We start from the raw sequence: 18,300 nt of genomic DNA, 5'->3' as shown, positions 1-18,300 counted from the left end.
TTTTCATGCTTTTAAAAGCAACAAAAAAACATTTATATCGTTGAAATTATTTTTAATATTTTAACAAATAAACTAATATAAATTCGTAAATTTGATTGTATTGTATATTATTTATGTAGTAAAATGTTAAAATTAAATCATTTAATTTATTTGCTATGAAAACACTAAGACAATTCAGTTTAAAGCCGGTATTGATAATTATTAAAATTAATTCAGCTTGCAATCCAAACATGAATGATTTGAATACTGGCAATCGTTTAAAAGGTGTAACTCCAATAGATAACCAAAACGGTGTTACTATTATTGTTACTGATGGAACTTTAAAAATAAATTTTTATTGGGACACTGACGGAAATGAAATAATTAATTTCAATGGATTCAATTTTAGCTTTGGAGCAAATAATGTATTATCTGCCACTGACGGAACAAATACTTACACTGGAACTTGGTCAATTACAGACACAAATGGTTATATCGACAATTTATCCGATTTAAAATTCGATATTACTTTTACACCTCCGATAAATTTTGTTGAAATAATTGATGATTGGGAAATAATTGATAATTCCTCCAGTTATATTAAATTAAAAGAAGTTGTCGGCAGCAATGGTGGAACCGACTTTTTAGCATTCAGCAAAAATTAGAAACTTGGTGAATTACAAAAATGAATATTATGGTAAATAAATGTTTTCAAAAATGATTTTTTTTAACTTTTAACCAACATTTGAATGTTCAACAAATACATTTTTAACTTTAATTCTCGGCTTAAATCTGATAAAATAACAACATCACTCTGACACTTTTTGAGTGCAGTTAATTGTTGAATTTAAAATACTAAATCCGTTATACTTTATTCTTTGGAGTAAAGGTAAAACGGGTTTTTTTAATACATTCAATTTTCTATAACAATTAAACACTAATAAGACAAAATATTGAAAATCAATAAATTATATCTAAAAAAAACTCTTTATTTAACTTTAAATTCATTTTTTTTGTAAATTAGTACTTTCGTAAATAGGGCGCATATATTGCGCCTTAGCATTCAAAAAAAGGAAGAATTAGTACGCCAAAGCTTATAGTAAATCTAAACCGATTATAATTTGATTTAAAAGCTACAAGCAGTTACGGACAAACAAGAATACTGATAATTCAGTCATATGCTTCTTGATGCCGACTCACAACAAAGATGAAATACGAAACCATCGTCTCCTTAAAAAACCGGCGAAACCAAAAAGCCAAACAAGTAGAAAAACATTAAATTAAAATAACTAAAAAACTTTAAATTTAAAAAAATGAAAACAATCAAAATAATTTTAGTTACGTTACTCTTTGGATTATTCCTAACACAGGGTACGAGTTTGTATGCACAAGATCCTATGAAAGTATCGTCAAATGTGTATAAAAAAATCCTTCTTGAAAATGACAAAGTAAGAGTTATGGAAGTTGAATTTAAGCCAGGAATGACAACTTCTTGGCACAGTCATCCAAACCATGTCATCTATGCCGAAACCGGAGGTAGCATTGAAATTACCGAGAAAGGTAAGACCGCAACTGCAATGGAAATCAAAACAGGCAGTGCAATGTATATGCCTGCAGTAACTCACATGGCCAAAAATGTAGGAAACTCCACTATTAAACTTATTGTGACCGAGATGAAACCAATGATGCATAAAAAGATGAATTCCATGAGGCCAGCGGATAAGAAAAGATAATTGAAAAACCCTCTTAACAACAACAATTCATTTAATTCCATTTATTGAACAGGATTAAAAACACCAAAATCCGCCACGTTTCAACAAGGCGGATTTTTTATGAGAAAAATAATCCTCTTATCCATCATTACATTAGTTGGAGTAATACAAGCACCGGATTGAATTCCTCAAAAGTTTGGCAGTATAGAAGAGCTCAAAAATTCACATGTTTCTGATAGTAAAGTTTGGGGTAGCGGTTAACTTATTTAGCTGTAACTTAAAAATTGATTTAGTGGACGAACTCGGGCTCAAAATGCACCCGTTGACTCTTAACAAAGGAAAAAAGTATTTGACAATAAATCTTTAATATTATTTTTGCTTTAATAAAAGCTTTGGAAATAGACTTATTTAAAAATTAAACATAAATACTACACTCATGAACATGTTTGCAAAAAATGAGGCCGCATCTGTAAAAGAATATCTTTTGAACTTACCAGAAGATCGCAAGAAAGATATTGATTTTCTCCACGATTTTATTCAAAAAGCAGTTCCCAACTTAAAACCTTATTTTGCTACTAATATGATTGGTTACGGTTCGTTTTACTGCTTAAAATTGTATTAAAGCTCGCTGAAAAAAAACTTGGGGTTGTAGGTGCCACTTTAGTTGATAATTAGTTTGGCTTTACTATGAATTATTATTTATTTTGGTATCTATATGAGGGGAAAGGTGAATTTCCCATAACCCAACTTTTCTTTAATGGATTTTTGACATATTAAGAACTAGGCTAACAATTATTATAAAAAATAAAAATTTTTATAACTATGAAAAATAAAAGACTTGTTGGTATTGTGCTCACAACATTGATTCTATTACTCATTCCATTAATTGCAATGCAGTTCACGGATGAAGTAAACTGGACTCTGTTCGATTTTATTATCGCAGGTTTCCTATTGCTAGGCACCGGACTCATGTGCGAACTTGTAATAAGAAAGGTAAGCAAAATCGAGCACCGCATTACCATCTGTGCAGTTCTTCTAACAATGTTCGTCCTCATTTGGCTTGAACTTGCAGTAGGAATCTTCGGGACACCATTCGCCGGATCGTAAAACAGTAAAACGATAAAGCAACGTCAAACCACTTATAATCAATTCGCTATTTAGTATAGCTTTTTTATTATCTGGAAATAATACATTCTGACAATGTGAAACTAAGTCTTCCTAGCAATATTTATAATACTTCTGATAACTTCATCAAGTTGGTTTGAACTTTCTAATATCATATCGCAAATATTTTTCGTATTACTATCTAATAATGTTGTGTCCAAAATGCTAGTAAGCCCAATTATATTGCTCAACGGAGCCCGAATAAGATGTGATTGCTGAAAAACAATTTTTTCAATCGTATCCGTATTTTTCTCAATCTGATCATGAGCAATTTGCAGTTCTAATTCTTCGGCAACATATTTGGTTATATTATATCCAACACAGAATACACCTGTTGGATTTTTTTGATCATCAAACATTGCTTTATATTCCCACTGAGTATAAACATACCCTCCTTTCCCGTCATGTTTCCTTATTGTTGCTGGAAATAATTTATCTGGATTCTCAAAACATTTGACTGAAACTTCTACACAAGTGTTAATATCATCCGGATGCATTGTAATATAACAGGGCTGACCAACCAAATTATTATTGATATGTGAAAATTGCTTGGCATAATGTCCGTTTATATAAGAATATGTTCCATCCATACTCGCAGTTATTATATAAAATAAAACGGAGTTATCCAGTAGTTTTTTAGTTTCTTCAAAAGAATCCATGATTGATTTTTAAGGTTAAGCTAATGTAGCTTTAAATTATTCAATATAGCCCTATATTTAGCATTAAATACCATTAACTCATATCAACCCAAAGTGATGTAATTTAGATAGTTATACATTTATTATTAAAAAAAACATTTCTTTAAGTCAAAATAGTTGTGTTATTTTAGTCCGAAATTACTCATGGAACTAACAGAAACCAGCTGGCGCTTTTGCTATAAAATTAAAATTTTAGTTCTAAGATTATCATTAAATGAGAATTACATTATCTTTAGTAAATAAATCAATTAATATAACTACAAAACACAATTTACATGAAATGGAAATTATCACTTTTCTTAATTCTAAGTATTAGCATATTAGGGTACGGTCAAAAAATTGATGAATCTGAATCAATAAAAAGACTCCTAGAAAAAGAATCGGCCACATGGAGAGCTGCTGATAGTAAAGGTCATACGGAATGCTGGTACATTCAGCCGTACAGCAGGATTTTAGTTTCGACCGCAGCAGGTATTACAATAGACGTTCCTCCAGCTGCGATGATCAATACAAATCCTAGTGCAATGTGTAACGGTGGCTTTGCGGTGAACACCAACTACAAAATGAGTATCCAAAAGAATAATGCCTGGGTAAGTCATAATGAAGAATCAACAGCAAAAGACGGCAAAAAAACATTCTCCTATGAAATCCGATTATTAGAAAAAATAAAAGGAAAATGGAAATTAGTAGGACAATCGATACATATGTATAATCTGAAATAAAATATTATAGAACTGGTTAGTGAACAATGAATGCTATCAAGCAACATCATATATATTAAAAACTCCTTCTTTGTTTATAGAACAAGAAGGAGTTTTTTTTAGATTATTATTTTAATAAAAATCGTTTAATTCTAACTATTAATTCGTTAGGGCTAAATGGTTTTGTAATAAAATCATCCGCACCCAATTCAAAAGCTCTTAACACGTTTTTTTCTAAACCTACTGCTGACAATATAATAATGGGAGTATTTAGTTTTAAGTCTATTTTTATTGTGTTAATAATATCTAATCCAGAAGCAAAAGGCATCTCAATATCGGACAATATAAGGTCCGGTTTTTCTGAAACTATTTTATCTAATGCAACATTACCATCCGGGCATGAAATAACTTCATACCCTTCACGAATAAGTTTAAATTCAATAGTTTTTAGCATCATTTCATCATCTTCGGCTATTAGTATTTTCATTTATTATTTTAATTAATCATTATGGAAATTAGGTTTTAAAAAATGCGTTTGTATTTCTTAAAAACACATTCTTTTTTTCAAAATTACCTTTTATAAATAATTAATAGTTTCAATATATTAGAAATTTGTTGTAAAATTACTACCCAAAACAAACCGTATTTTATAAAAAACTATTCGTATTTATAATACTATTTACGTTTTTCATTCCCCTTTGATTTTGCTAACTTATTATATTTTAGAAAAACCATGAACTGTTTCCAATTCGTTAAAAACAAGCTGACAGATTTCATAAAAACTTCTAACTTCTTCTTTACGCTTTTCTCCCAAAGGATTTGTTACCATTTCGCTTTCTATAATTTCAATACATTCCGATGCTTTTGTAATACCTAACAAACTAATAGCCGATTTTATTTTATGTACTTCAGCTTTTAAAACTGTTATATTATCAATCTCATTTGCCTCAATTATAGCTTCTAAAGCTGGCGGGGTATTAAATAAAAACAAGGATATCATTTTTTCAATAAAGGAAGTATCTCCGTCGGCAAATTCATTTAAATATTTAAAATTGACTAATTTTTCAGTCACTACTTGTTCTTCTTCTGGAAAATCAAAAGTTTTATTATTATTTACATTCATTAAATTGTGTTGTAATTTTTCAAGCAGTACATTAAAATCAAAAGGTTTAGACAGGTAATCATTCATACCGCTTTCTAAACTTCTCTTTTCTTCAACTAATGTAGCATGCGCAGTCAGGGCTATTATTGGGATATTCGATTTAGATCCCATATTGGTTCGTATATATTTTGTAACCTCATTTCCATCCATTTCTGGCATTTGAATATCCATCAGAATAATATCATAATCATTTTTTTCTATTTTATCGATGGCTATTTTTCCGTTCTCGGCTATATCAATTTCTTTTTCCCATTTTTCAAATACTTTAATTGCGAGCAGTTGATTTAGTTCATTGTCCTCTACCAAAAGTATTTTTATGTCTTTCAAGAAATTATAGGAAAATGATTCTTTTTTTACTTTTATTGGCTCAACAATTCCTTTTTGAGCCTTTTTATATTGCAATAAAAATGAAAATTCACTCCCTTTAGCAACTTCACTTTCTACAGTCAACATACCGCCCTGCAACTCAATGAGTTTACGGGTAATGGTGAGTCCTAAACCGGTCCCGCCAAATTTTCTCGTCGTTTCATTGGATGCCTGATTAAAACTTTCAAAAATAGAATCGAACAGATTTTCAGGAATACCAATGCCTGTATCTATAATAGTAAATCGGATAAAAGTATCAAATTCAGATTCGTTCTCCTGCGAAACAATTAGCTCAACATATCCTTTCTCAGTGAATTTTAACGCATTTCCAACCAGATTAATCAATATTTGAGATAACCGTGTGGGATCTCCAATCAAAAAATCATTTATTTCGGGATCAATTTCACACAATAACTTTATTTTTTTCTCTTTTGAAATAGGAGAAAGCAATTCAATTACTGAATTTATATTTGTGGACAAGGAGAAATTTACATCTTCAAATATCATTTTATTGGCATCTATTTTAGAAAAATCTAAGATGTCGTTAATGATAACTAATAAGTTTTTACTGGCTCTTTTTATTGCTTCTACACTTTGTTTCTGATCGGTGTCTAAATTTGTGCTTTCCAGAATTCTTGCAAATCCTATAATCCCATTCATTGGAGTACGAATTTCATGACTCATATTAGTAAGAAACTGTTCTTTTATCTTAACAGATTGTTCCGCGAGATCTTTAGCTTTTATTAATTCTTTTTCAATGCGCTTTTGCTCACTAATATCCTGAATCGTGCCTAAAACCCTGAAGGGCACATTATGTTCATCATTCAAACATTTTATAAATTCATTAATGTATTTAATCGTTCCGTTTTCACACAATATACTATGGGTAAACTGTACTTCAGAATTACTATTTTTGACATAATTGAGATTACTTTCAAAAAGTTCAATATCGTCTGAATTAATTAAACATGATTTAATGAGAGCTATGGAAGGAATAGTAGTTTTATCAATTTCAAAAATATTAAAAATTTCTTCTGAGAAAAAAACGTCTCCGTCATTTAGATTTATTTCCCAACTCCCAATCTTGGCCAACTTTTGAGCTTCGTAAAGTCTGTTTGCATTAATATTTAAAGCCAATTCGGTTTTTTTTCGCACTTCAAGGCTATTGTGAAGTTTAATTGCATTTCTGATACTTTGTGAAATGCCATCAGGAGTGAGTAATGTTTTTGGAATATAATCAGAAGCTCCGCCTAAAATAGCCTGACTGGCAATTTTCTCATCCCCTTGCGAAGTCACAAAAATAACCGGCGTTTCTATACCTATATCTCTCAATTTTTTTAAAAAAGAAATACCATCACTATCAGGCATCAGGTAGTCTAAAAAAATCAGGTCATAATGAACTGACTTTATCTTTTCAATACCCTCTTTAGCTGAAAAAGCACTTTCAACATCGGCAATAATTCCAGAATGGGATATCGAACGAATTATGGTAATAGAATCAACTTTATCATCGTCGATTATCAATATTTTTAAAGCAACTGCCATATAATTTTATTTTTTTTCACTTGAAAATTCAATAATATTCCAATAGTCATTAAGTATTGAAAAAAAATCGGTGGTATTTTTACCTTCAAATGGTTTATGCATGTATCCTGCAATGTTTAAATTTAAAGCTGCAGCTTTATTAACTTCATTATCAATTCTTGTTATTACAAAAACTAAAATTGATTTTAAATCCGGATGAACTCGCATTTTACTTAATAAGTTTATTCCGTTTACACTTTCCTCATTAATATCTATCAATATAATTTTTGGAATGGGTGATATCTTATTTTCTCCTTGCAACATTAGCCATGCATCATTATCATTTTGAGCCAAATGTAACGTAGATTTAATACCGATATCAGAAAATGCTTTTTTTACATTTTCAATGTCAGCGGCACAATTATCTACTAATAAAATATTTGAATTCGTCATAAAGTAGATTTAAGAAAAAAACTTACAATTCACACAATTGCCAGAAATTATTAAGTGTAGAAACTGAAACAACAAACTTTTCAAAAGATAACGGTTTTAAAATATATCCGGCTACGTTCAAATTATAGGCTTTAATTTTGTCACTGTCTTCATTTGATGTAGTCATCACAAAGACAGAAATATTTTTAAGTGTTTCATCTTCCCTTAAAACCTTCAGAAATTCTATTCCGTTCATTTTAGGCATGTTAATATCCAAAATAATAATTTTCGGTAAAGGAATAATCTTATCATTCAGCATTTCCAGAGCTTCAACCCCATTTCCTGCCACAAAAAGTGGATTTTTAATATTATTTTTAGAGAATGCTCTTTTAACATTCATCACATCAACCTCATCGTCCTCTACTAATAAAATGTTTACTAATCTTTGTGTCATAATTTTAATTTTTTATTCTTATTGTTTAGGCCAATTAAATTTAAAAACCGACCCGTTATTTACAGCTGGAGTATATTTAAAGGCGCCTCCTGCTAATTTAATTATTTTACTTGTTATTGCTAATCCCGCACCGGTTGAATCTACGATATCTTTAGAGTTTACCGTGTAAAAAATGGAAAAAATTTTATCTCTTACGTCTTCCGGTATTCCTGGACCATCATCGCTTACTTTTATTTCATAATCTGTTTCATTTTCAATTATTTCAACAAAAATATTCTTTTCCTCTTTATCATGAAAACGAATAGCATTATCGAGTAAACTAAACAGTACTTTTTGCAATTTCTTACCCATAGTGACCGTGTTTTCATTTTTTAAATTATAAATAAAATGAAAATCAACATTAGATTTATCATCTAAAATTGCTATACAATCATTGACTAATTTAGGAATATTCACTTCATATAACTCCATCTCAGTTTTATTCACACGAGAAAGCTCAAGTAAGGCACTCATCATTTTTTCAAGACGCTCTACCCTATTTTTCAGTAATCTAAAATTATCTAAAATAGCATTGTCTGCATTATTTCCCAAATCTTCTTCAATCCAAGTTGTCAAGTTTGAAATGGCTCGCAGTGGCGTTTTTATATCGTGCGAGACAATATAAACAAACTCTTCAAATTCCTTTTTAAGGACGACCAATTCCTCCTGACATTTTTTTTCTGATGCTGTCATACTCAATTATTTAGGAAGTGTAAAAATAAAACTTGTGCCGTTGTCATTTTCAGATTCTATATAAATAGCACCTCCTTTTTCTTCAATTATTTTTTTAACAATTGATAATCCAATACCTGTACTTTCTTTTTTATCTCGAGCTTCAATGGTTTGAAAAACTTCAAATACTTTTTTATGGTATTCTTTTGCAATACCGGGACCATTATCTTTTATGGTAAATTGATGAAAATCAGGCAATATTTCATATAAACATTCTATTTTACCAATGGGTTTATCATTGTATTTGACTGAATTGCTAATCAGATTGCTAAAAACCTGTTGCAAAAGGATTTTTTCTGTTTCAATAACAGGAATAGAATCCATAATGGAAACTTCGAATCCTTCAATAGGGACAACAGAATCAATAATTTGATTCAACATGTTTTTTAAATCAGTTGTTTCTTTTTCAATTTTTGTTCTTCCAATGCGGGAATATTCCAAAACGCCATTAATCAGGTTTTCCATCCGCTGTATACGACCGCGTAACAATTTAAAATTAGCGCTAACGTCATCGGGCATTTCAGGCATATCTTCAACAATCCACTCCGAAAGATTATTAATAGCTCTTAAAGGTGCTTTAAGATCATGAGAAACGATATAAGCATACTGATCAAGTTCTTTATTTTTTTTCCCGAGATCAACTAATGCACTATTTAAATTCTCTTTTGCTAATTTTTCTTGTGTGATATTAGTGCTAATCGCTATATATTGATACGGTTTTCCTTTTTCATTCAAAAAAGGAACAATAGTGGTATTTTCCCAATAAAAAGAGTCATCTTTTGCTCTATTCATCACTTCTCCTTTCCAAATATTTCCATTCGCAATTGTCCCATATACTTCTCTTCTAAATTCTATGCTATGATAACCAGTACTAATTATTTGTTGATCTTGTCCTATTAGTTCTTCTTTAGAATATTTAGAAACTGCACAAAAATTTTCATTAACATAAGAGAAAACACCTTTTTGGTCCGTTATGGCTACTATTGCTGCTTCATCCAATGCAGACTTAATATCGTTTATTTCTTTTGCTTTTTCTTCTATTTTTTGTTCCGCTAATGTCTTGTCTGTAATGTCCTGAATAGTACCTTGAATGCCTAATACCTCTCCTTTTTCATTTTTATAAGGTTTCCCTACAGCTACAACATATTTTAGAGTTCCGTTAGAAAATAAGAGCCTATGATTATAATGTAAGTCGGCTCCAGTTGTTAATGTTTTTTCAAGTGCTTTGTCAAGACCCGATAAATCACTAGGATGAATTTTACTTCGGTAGGCTTTAAAAAGCTGATCAGAAGCCAATTCCTCTAAATCAAAAATCTCATAATGTCCTTTAGACCAAATAAGGTCTTTTGTGACTAAATCAAATTTCCAACTTCCTATTTTAGCGATACTTTGCGATTCATCTAGTAGTTTATTGCTATTTATTAAATTTAACTCCGCTTCTTTCTCCTTTGTAATATCCCTTGCAATACAATATAAATTCCTTGAATCAGGATCTGGAGCGGTATTCCAACTCAATAAAACATATTTCCCATTTTTACAACGGTAGCGGTTTTCAAAACTGATAGTCTCATGTCCATTTGATAATTTTTCAACTTCCTTAAATGTTTTATCCAAATCCTCCGGATGAATGAAATCTTTAAATAGTTTCCCTTCTAATTCCACTTTAGAATATCCCAATACATCTGTAAAAGCAGGATTAACTTTATAAAAATAACCATCCACGTTCGCAATACAAACCAAATCCTTTGAAAGTTCAATAAAATTCTGGAATTCCCTTTGGGATTTAATAAAATTCGAATTCTTTTTTCGTAAATCTAATAATAAAACTACTTGATTGGCAAGTAATTTTAAAGCATCTTTTTGTTTATTTGTCAATATTCTAGGCTCGGTATCTATAACACATAGTGAACCCAAATTAAAGCCATTTTCATCCTTAAGCGGTGCTCCAGCATAAAACCTAATATTAGGATTCCCTGTCACTAAAGGATTGTTAGCAAATGTCTCATTTTCCATTGCATTATTGACCTCATATACTTCATCGCCCATAATTGCATATTGGCAAAAAGATACGTTTCTTGGAGCTTCAGAAAGCCCAAATCCAACGCTAGATTTAAACCATTGTCTTTCTTCATCTAACAAACTTACTAAGGCTATGGGAGTTTCACAAATATAAGAGGCAAGCTGGGTTATGGAATCATATTCCTTTTCAGGTAAAGAATCCATAATGGAATACTCTTTAAGTGCTTTAAGTCTTTTTATTTCATTTTCCGGTATCGGATTTTTTTTCATCAAAGGGGCTTTTTCTTTAATAACAATATTACAGAATTTTTAGTTCTAAACTAACGGTTTTATAGCTTTACTTACTCTTTTTACAACTTAATTAACGGTCCAAACTACAAAAATGTTTCAATTTGCAGTATTAACATTTATAAAAACTTAATATTATCAAATAATTACAACCGTTTTTCTTATATATTACTTATCATCTAATACTGCCAACATTTTTTTATTTTATTAAGAAAACATTGATTTCCATTTCCATTTTTTTTTAAATAAAATAAAACCACAAACTACTGTTTTTTAATTACTTAATTTAAAATAACCACAAAAAAAACATCATTTTTAATACCAATAAAATAATTAATTGATTAAATTTACACTATAGGTTTCAACAAGAAGGAATACCTACTATCCTTTTTTTAACCTCAAAAATTTAAGTAAAATTCAAACCTACTTTTGAATTAAAAAATTTACGGTCTGATTAACCAAAAAAGCACGCCTCAGCTATTTTTCCACTGTTACAATTTTAACAAACTAATGGTCAGTTTCTATTCAAAAAACATACCAAATGGCAAAGTACAAACACATTCTTTTTTTTAACCAAATTGGTATTGAAGCCATTGATAAAGTTGGTGGTAAAAATGCCTCTCTTGGCGAAATGTACAATCAGCTTAATCCAAAAGGCATCAACATCCCTTATGGATTTGCAATTACTGCAGCAGCCTATCGCCACTTTCGAAAAGCAAATAATCTGGAAAAACCTCTTGAAGATTTATTATTTTCATTGGATACAAAACAGTATTCTAATCTTTCTTCCATTGGAGAAAAAGCAAGGAATATTATTTTATCAGCAACAATTCCAAAGGAAATTCGGGATGAAATAGAAGCTGCTTACCATTCCCTTAGTGAACAATGCAGCAACAATAATATTGACGTGGCAGTGCGAAGCAGCGCAACTTCAGAGGATTTACCCTCAGCAAGTTTTGCAGGACAAATGCAATCGTTTTTAAATATCAATGATGCAACACAGTTAATCAATGCCGTACACCATTGCTTTGTATCCTTGTACACGAACCGTGCCATAAAATACCGGCATGATATGGGCTTTTCCAAACTAGATATTGCCATTTCTGTAGGCGTACAGCAAATGGTACGAAGCGATAAAGCAGCTTCTGGCGTAGCATTTACTATTGATCCAGATAGCGGATTCGAAAATACCATTATCATAAATAGTATTTGGGGATTAGGAGAAAACATTGTTCAAGGCACTGTTACCCCTGACGAATGGATAGTTTTTAAACCTACTTTAGAAAACACAGATTTAGATCCTATTCTAAAAAGAAAGTGCGGCAGAAAAGAGTCTACGATGATTTATGCCGATAAATCCACCAGTTCCTCCCCAGAAAACACAATCAGTAATACGGACACTTCCTTAGAAAAACAAAACCAGTTTTCTTTAAGCGATAAAGAAGTAATTCAGCTTTCTCAATGGTGTTATAAAATTGAAAAGCATTATCGAAAACCAATGGATATTGAATGGGCAAAAGACGGTTTGAATAACCAACTTTATATTGTTCAGGCGCGGCCGGAAACCGTACATGGAAAAGCAAATAAACAAGTTCGGGAAATCTATACACTCAAAGAGAAAAGTACACTTTTGGCTCAAGGAATTGCTCTTGGGGACAAGATTTCTTCGGGGAAAGTGCGTATTTTAAATAGTCCACAAGAAGGTCATTTATTGCAAGATGGAGAAATTATAGTCACTGATTTAACTAATCCTGATTGGGATCCCATCATGAAAAGAGCTTCAGCGATTATCACCAACAAAGGCGGACGTACTAGCCATGCGGCCATAGTAGCGAGAGAACTGGGAACCGTTTCGGTAGTGGGCTGCGGTAATGCTACAGCTGCACTAAAAAATGGTCAGGAAATTACCGTTTCCTGTGCCGAAGGTAAAGAAGGAAATATATACGAAGGATTGCTAAAATGGGAAATAACGAAACAGGATTTCAGTAAACTTGAAATGCCAAAAACAGATCCCATGCTTATTCTCGCCGATCCGGAAAGAGCTTTTGAATTAAGCCATTATCCAAATCAAGGTGTCGGTTTGATGCGAATGGAATTTGCCATTTCAAATACCATTAAAATTCATCCGTTGGCGTTATGTGAACCCGAAAAAATAACCGATCAAAATATTGTTGCAGAAATAGCCGCACTAACCAAAGGCTATGAAGACCCTAAAAATTATTTCATTGATAAACTGGCCGAGGCTGTAGCAATCGTTGCTGCTGCCTTCTATCCAAAAGAGGTAATTGTACGAATGAGTGATTTTAAAAGCAATGAATATACTAACCTCATTGCCGGAAAATATTATGAACCTCACGAAGAAAATCCTATGATTGGTTTTCGTGGTGCTTCGCGTTATTACAGTGATTTTTATCGAAAAGGTTTTGCTTTGGAATGCGAAGCCATGAAAAAAGTACGCGATAAAATGGGCCTCCATAATGTGAAACTGATGATTCCTTTTTGCAGAACAGTTGAGGAAGGAGAAAATGTCCTCAATGAAATGACTAAAAATGGATTAGTGCAAGGCATCAACGGACTGGAAGTATATGTAATGATTGAAATTCCAAGCAATGTATTAATGGCGGATGAATTTGCAAAACTCTTTGACGGATTTTCTATTGGTTCGAATGATTTAACCCAACTCACATTAGGTTTGGACCGCGACTCCGCATTAGTAAGTTATTTGTTTGATGAAGAAAATCCAGCCCTAAAATATTTGATTAAAGAAACGATTCGGGTCGCCAAACGAATTGACATTAAAGTAGGATTATGCGGTCAGGCGCCGAGCGATATTCCACAATTTACTAAATTTTTAGTAAATGAAGGCATCGACAGCATTTCATTTAACCCTGATGCTTTGATAAAAGGAATTAAAAATATTTTGGATGCAGAAAAGAAAACAAAGAGACCAATTCTAATGTAATACTTCTTGTATGGAAACAACATTTAAAAATAAGGTAGCAATTGTAACAGGCGGTTCTTCAGGAATTGGCAAAGCTACTGCGCTTGCTTTCGCAGAAAAAGGAGCTAAAGTAGCTGTTGTGGATTGGTTGGAAAACAATGAAACGGTGAACCTTATCAAAGGAATGGGAGAAGATGCCATTTTCATTAAATGTGATGTATCAAAATCCACTGATGTAAAAGCAATGGTAGCCAAAACCATTAGCACTTTTGGCGGATTGGATTATGCCTGTAACAACGCCTGTAGCGACGGAATGTCTGCTTTGACACAGGACAGTACAGAGGAGAACTGGGATAAAACCATCGGAATAGACCTAAAAGGAATTCGGCTCTGCATGAAATACGAAATCCCTGAAATACTGAAACAAGGAAAAGGTGTAATTGTCAATTGCTCATCTGGAGCCGGGCTGGTTGGACACTCAGGTTTACCTGTCGATACACATTCCAAACAGGATATTGTAGGATTAACAAAAACTGCGGCATTAGAATGTTCTAAACTCGGAATCCGAGTGAATGCAGTTTGTCCTGGAGTAATTCAAACACCAATGATTGATCAGCTTACCAGAACTAGTGAAGAAGCTGTAGAACAGTTCACTGGCTTGAAACCAATTGATCGTTTTGGTCTTCCAGAAGAAATAGCTAACGCGGTAATATGGATGTGCTCTGATGAGGCCTCTTTTGTAACGGGACTTGCCATGGCTGTTGATGGTGGTTTTATAGCGCAATAAAATTAATTATAATAGTAATACTTGTTTTATGAATTCCATCAAAAATAAAATAGAGCGCCACTTTTTAAATAGTAAAAATTTCTTTTTCATGGACCGTATTGCCTGAGAATTAAATGGTCGTCCGGAGCGATACAACCGAGTATATTTTAGACAAAGTATTGTCTTTTTTCAAAATCTATAGAAGAAAGAGTAGTTAATCTGTATTCCAAGAAAATAATTCATCCAACAAACGGAAACTTTAATTTACCGCTTTTAAAAGCAACATTGAAATAAAAATCAGACTACAGTCCATTTTGTGAAAGCAGAAATCCTAAAAAAAAATTAGATTAATCAAAAAAATAAATTAGAAATAACAAAATGAAACAAAACTAACTATTTAAAAAATCACCAAGATGGAAAATACTCATTTTTGTCAAAGTTGCGGAATGCCATTGACAACAGAAGAATCAAAAGGGACCGAGAATAACGGTCTTAAAAACAATGATTATTGTAAGTATTGTTATGAAGATAGCCAATTTAAAAATCCAGAAATGAATTTAGAAGAAATGGGAAAAGTCGTAAAAGCTCATATGGAAAAAAAGAAACTCCCTAACTACATGATTCAAAAAGCTCTAAATGTTTTACCTGTACTAAAGCGCTGGAAAAACAAACAATTTATCGACTAAACAATCTATTCAACCCCTGGAAAACAGTAATGGATAAAAATCCCATATCGCTAGGCTTTAAACAAGCTCTTCGAAGAGTATTGAATGAGAAACTGTCTTGGTTTGGGTTGCTAAAACGCGACAGGCAATTAGTGTGGAAGATGTGTGGAGAAAAAAATTTATGGTTTGGATGCACCGGCAATTGTGCAGTGTTGAGGTGCCTATTCCCTAATCCGCCCATATTGAAGAAGCTGTGATTCCTCAGAAAAAAAATATTAATACAGATAAAAAAATGATACGCCATGATTGAATTTTTAATGCCAAGTTTGGGCGCGAATATGGAAGACGCTACATTGATCGAATGGAAAAAAAAACCAGGTGATACAGTGAAGTATGGGGATATTATTGCCGAAGTTGAAACACAGAAAGAACTGATTGAAATTGAAATATTTGAAGAAGGAACCATTGGAGAATTGCTTATTAAAGAAGGTACTAAAGTCCCAGTGGGAACTGTAATAGCATTAATAAATCCTCAGGAAGTTTCATCGGAAACAAAAAAAGAAGAAAAAATCCCAGAATCGATGCCATTACAATCGATAGAAGAAAAAATAATCGAATCAATTGATACTTCGAAAGTTGAAGACCTTTCTCATAAAACACCTCCATTACCCGAAAGAATTTCAGAGGATGATGCCCTTTCGAAAACAACAAAAACTGGACCTGATGAAGCCATTACCAAAGATGATTTGGACAACACACTTGAAAAAATTGTAGCTGATGACAATCACACTGACCTTTCGAAAATACCAGGAACTGAACCTGATGAAGCCATTACAATAGATGATATTGAAAACACGGAGGAAATACCAATTGAAATGGAAAATCAGAGCAGTATTACTGCAGCTATTCGTTCTGAAGTGGTGTTTGCTATGAGTCAGTCTAACAGGGAAATTCCTCATTATTATCTGGAGAAAAGAATTGATATGACAAATGTACTGGCATGGTTAGAGGTAGCGAATAGTAAACGTAGCCTGAAACAACGGTTGCTTCCTGTTGTATTATTGATAAAAGCAACCGCAAAATCGCTCCTTGAATTTCCTGATCTGAATGCTATTTGGGATAATGGTTTACAGCTAAAAAAAGATATTAATATTGGATTTGTAGTATCGTTACGCACTGGTGGTATTATCGTTCCAGCCCTTCATCAAGTCAATTTAAAGAGTATTGATGAAATCATGGATGCCTTAAATGATATTATTCCAAGAGCTCGAGCATTGAGATTACAAAGTTCCGAATTGAGTGATTCTACCATAACCCTAACGAGTATTGGCGATGATGGAGCTAATACCGTTTTTGGTGTAATTTATCCTCCTCAAGTAGCCCTTATCGGTTTTGGAAGTATTTCGGAACAGCCATTTGCCGAAAACGGAATGATAGGTATCAGGTCTTGTGTTTCTGTGACGTTGGCAGGTGATCACCGTGTTACAGACGGATTAACAGGTAGTCGATTTTTAGTTACTTTGAATAAATACTTACAAATTCCTGAAGCATTATAGTTGCTTTAAATAAAAAATTAGAAATAGAATTCTGGAACAAAACTGGGAAAACCACCATTTTAACAAAATTAGTATTTTACATTAAAAAAAATAAAAATGAAAGTATTAGTATATAGCATATTTAATTTTGATAAACCTTTCCTAAAAAAAGCAGCCCATGGGAATCACGAATTGGTTTTCACGGGCCAGTCTTTGAGTAAAAACACGGTAAACTTCGCCAAAGGATTTGATGCTGTTTCACTTTACACCTCTGATGATGCTTCTGAAACAGTATTGAAAAAATTATATATTCATGGTGTTAAGTATATTGCCTTGCGTACCACAGGTTCCGATAATGTCAATTTGGAAAGAGCTAAATCTTTAGCCATAAAAGTGGCAAACGTCCCCGCTTATTCACCTTATTCCGTTGCCGAACTTGCCGTATCTTTATTATTAGCATTGAACAGGAAACTTGTTTTAGGTCAAACTTTAATGCAAATTGGTGATTATCGCTTGGATCATTTAGTGGGTTTTGATTTGCATGGAAAAACAATAGGCATCATAGGAACTGGGGAGATTGGCGCAGCTTTTGCGAGAATCATGCATGGTTTTGGGTGTAGTCTTTTGGCCTTTGACAGGCAAGAAAACAATGAGCTGATGGATGAAATCCCAATCACTTATGCTTCATTGGAAGAGGTTTGCAAAAATTCAGATATAATTTCCGTGCATTCACAATTAGATGAAACAACGAAATACTTGTTTAATAAAAACACTTTTTCACAAATGAAAAAGGGAATTATTTTCATTAATACAGCTCATGGAAGTATTGTAAATACCGAAGATTTAGTTGAAGCTATAGAAAACAAAACGCTGGCAGCAGTTGGTTTAGACGTTTATGAAAAGGACCAGACTATATTTTATCAGGATCATACTGATTCTCCCGTAAGTGATCCTTTGTTTCTAAAACTTCGCTCCTTTCCACATGTGATGATTACCGGACATCAGGGATTTTTAACTAATGAGGTTTTAGAGGGAATTGCCAATACCACAATTGCCAATTTGAACGCCTGGGCATACACTGGTATTTCTGAAAATGAAATAAACTGATTGCGATTTTATATTT

17 protein-coding genes are annotated in these 18,300 nt (G+C 32.4%); 10 read left to right on the top strand and 7 right to left on the bottom strand.

Translation table 11 applies throughout. The features are described 5' to 3' along the window. The first annotated feature begins 155 nt into the window (after positions 1 to 155). From ACM55G_RS10535 to ACM55G_RS10520, 4 genes are all read left to right on the top strand, one after another. Positions 156 to 644 (top strand): hypothetical protein, encoded by a 489-nt coding sequence (locus tag ACM55G_RS10535; RefSeq protein ID WP_416843883.1) that lies wholly within the window; start codon positions 156 to 158, stop codon positions 642 to 644. A 648-nt stretch (positions 645 to 1,292) separates the two neighbouring features. After that, positions 1,293 to 1,712 carry a cupin domain-containing protein gene (locus tag ACM55G_RS10530; RefSeq protein WP_416843882.1) on the top strand — a complete coding sequence of 140 codons (420 nt, stop codon included), beginning with the start codon at positions 1,293 to 1,295 and terminating at the stop codon, positions 1,710 to 1,712. Positions 1,713 to 2,127: 415 nt separating this feature from the next. Next, the gene (locus ACM55G_RS10525; protein ID WP_416843881.1) at positions 2,128 to 2,313 is read left to right on the top strand and encodes a hypothetical protein; all 186 of its coding nucleotides are present in this window, start codon (positions 2,128 to 2,130) and stop codon (positions 2,311 to 2,313) included. Between the two features lie 200 nt (positions 2,314 to 2,513). Then, a complete protein-coding gene (locus ACM55G_RS10520; protein ID WP_416843880.1) occupies positions 2,514 to 2,798 on the top strand; it encodes a hypothetical protein in 285 nt (94 codons plus the stop codon). Between the two features lie 101 nt (positions 2,799 to 2,899). Here ACM55G_RS10520 and ACM55G_RS10515 read toward each other — a convergent pair whose 3' ends face one another. After that, entirely contained in the window at positions 2,900 to 3,514 is a 615-nt protein-coding gene (locus tag ACM55G_RS10515) for a histidine kinase dimerization/phospho-acceptor domain-containing protein (RefSeq protein WP_416843879.1), read from the bottom strand. 314 nt (positions 3,515 to 3,828) lie between these two features. Here ACM55G_RS10515 and ACM55G_RS10510 point away from each other — a divergent pair, with 314 nt between their 5' ends. Next, positions 3,829 to 4,275 (top strand): endo-arabinase, encoded by a 447-nt coding sequence (locus ACM55G_RS10510; RefSeq protein ID WP_416843878.1) that lies wholly within the window; start codon positions 3,829 to 3,831, stop codon positions 4,273 to 4,275. Between the two features lie 106 nt (positions 4,276 to 4,381). Here ACM55G_RS10510 and ACM55G_RS10505 read toward each other — a convergent pair whose 3' ends face one another. The 6 genes from ACM55G_RS10505 to ACM55G_RS10480 all read right to left on the bottom strand — a co-directional run bounded on the left by ACM55G_RS10505 (position 4,382) and on the right by ACM55G_RS10480 (position 11,252). Continuing rightward, positions 4,382 to 4,741 (bottom strand): response regulator transcription factor, encoded by a 360-nt coding sequence (locus ACM55G_RS10505; RefSeq protein WP_416843877.1) that lies wholly within the window; start codon positions 4,739 to 4,741, stop codon positions 4,382 to 4,384. Positions 4,742 to 4,969: 228 nt separating this feature from the next. Continuing rightward, a complete protein-coding gene (locus ACM55G_RS10500; RefSeq protein ID WP_416843876.1) occupies positions 4,970 to 7,327 on the bottom strand; it encodes a response regulator in 2,358 nt (785 codons plus the stop codon). Positions 7,328 to 7,333: 6 nt separating this feature from the next. Further along, complete coding sequence (locus tag ACM55G_RS10495; RefSeq protein ID WP_416843875.1) at positions 7,334 to 7,759, bottom strand: response regulator; 426 nt, start codon at positions 7,757 to 7,759, stop codon at positions 7,334 to 7,336. A gap of 22 nt (positions 7,760 to 7,781) precedes the next feature. Continuing rightward, on the bottom strand, positions 7,782 to 8,192 hold the full coding sequence (locus ACM55G_RS10490) for a response regulator (protein WP_416843874.1): 411 nt from the start codon (positions 8,190 to 8,192) through the stop codon (positions 7,782 to 7,784). A gap of 18 nt (positions 8,193 to 8,210) precedes the next feature. Next, positions 8,211 to 8,924: a sensor histidine kinase gene (locus ACM55G_RS10485; RefSeq protein ID WP_416843873.1), complete on the bottom strand. Its 714-nt coding sequence runs from the start codon at positions 8,922 to 8,924 to the stop codon at positions 8,211 to 8,213. 6 nt (positions 8,925 to 8,930) lie between these two features. Next, on the bottom strand, positions 8,931 to 11,252 hold the full coding sequence (locus tag ACM55G_RS10480; RefSeq protein WP_416843872.1) for a PAS domain S-box protein: 2,322 nt from the start codon (positions 11,250 to 11,252) through the stop codon (positions 8,931 to 8,933). 559 nt (positions 11,253 to 11,811) lie between these two features. On the opposite strand from ACM55G_RS10480, the gene ppsA reads away from it, so the two are divergent. The 5 genes from ppsA (at position 11,812) to ACM55G_RS10455 (ending at position 18,284) form a co-directional block, all read left to right on the top strand. After that, positions 11,812 to 14,232 (top strand): phosphoenolpyruvate synthase, encoded by a 2,421-nt coding sequence (gene ppsA / locus ACM55G_RS10475; protein WP_416843871.1) that lies wholly within the window; start codon positions 11,812 to 11,814, stop codon positions 14,230 to 14,232. A gap of 10 nt (positions 14,233 to 14,242) precedes the next feature. Then, the gene (locus tag ACM55G_RS10470) at positions 14,243 to 14,998 is read left to right on the top strand and encodes a glucose 1-dehydrogenase (protein WP_416843870.1); all 756 of its coding nucleotides are present in this window, start codon (positions 14,243 to 14,245) and stop codon (positions 14,996 to 14,998) included. 392 nt (positions 14,999 to 15,390) lie between these two features. Beyond that, complete coding sequence (locus tag ACM55G_RS10465) at positions 15,391 to 15,663, top strand: zinc ribbon domain-containing protein (protein ID WP_416843869.1); 273 nt, start codon at positions 15,391 to 15,393, stop codon at positions 15,661 to 15,663. A gap of 281 nt (positions 15,664 to 15,944) precedes the next feature. Beyond that, a complete protein-coding gene (locus ACM55G_RS10460) occupies positions 15,945 to 17,198 on the top strand; it encodes a dihydrolipoamide acetyltransferase family protein (RefSeq protein WP_416843868.1) in 1,254 nt (417 codons plus the stop codon). 96 nt (positions 17,199 to 17,294) lie between these two features. After that, the gene (locus ACM55G_RS10455; RefSeq protein ID WP_416843867.1) at positions 17,295 to 18,284 is read left to right on the top strand and encodes an NAD(P)-dependent oxidoreductase; all 990 of its coding nucleotides are present in this window, start codon (positions 17,295 to 17,297) and stop codon (positions 18,282 to 18,284) included. Positions 18,285 to 18,300 lie beyond the last annotated feature (16 nt).

The organism is Flavobacterium algoriphilum, assembly GCF_048158655.1.
GTDB lineage: Bacteria > Bacteroidota > Bacteroidia > Flavobacteriales > Flavobacteriaceae > Flavobacterium > Flavobacterium algoriphilum.
This window is presented reverse-complemented; position numbering and strand designations above follow the sequence as displayed.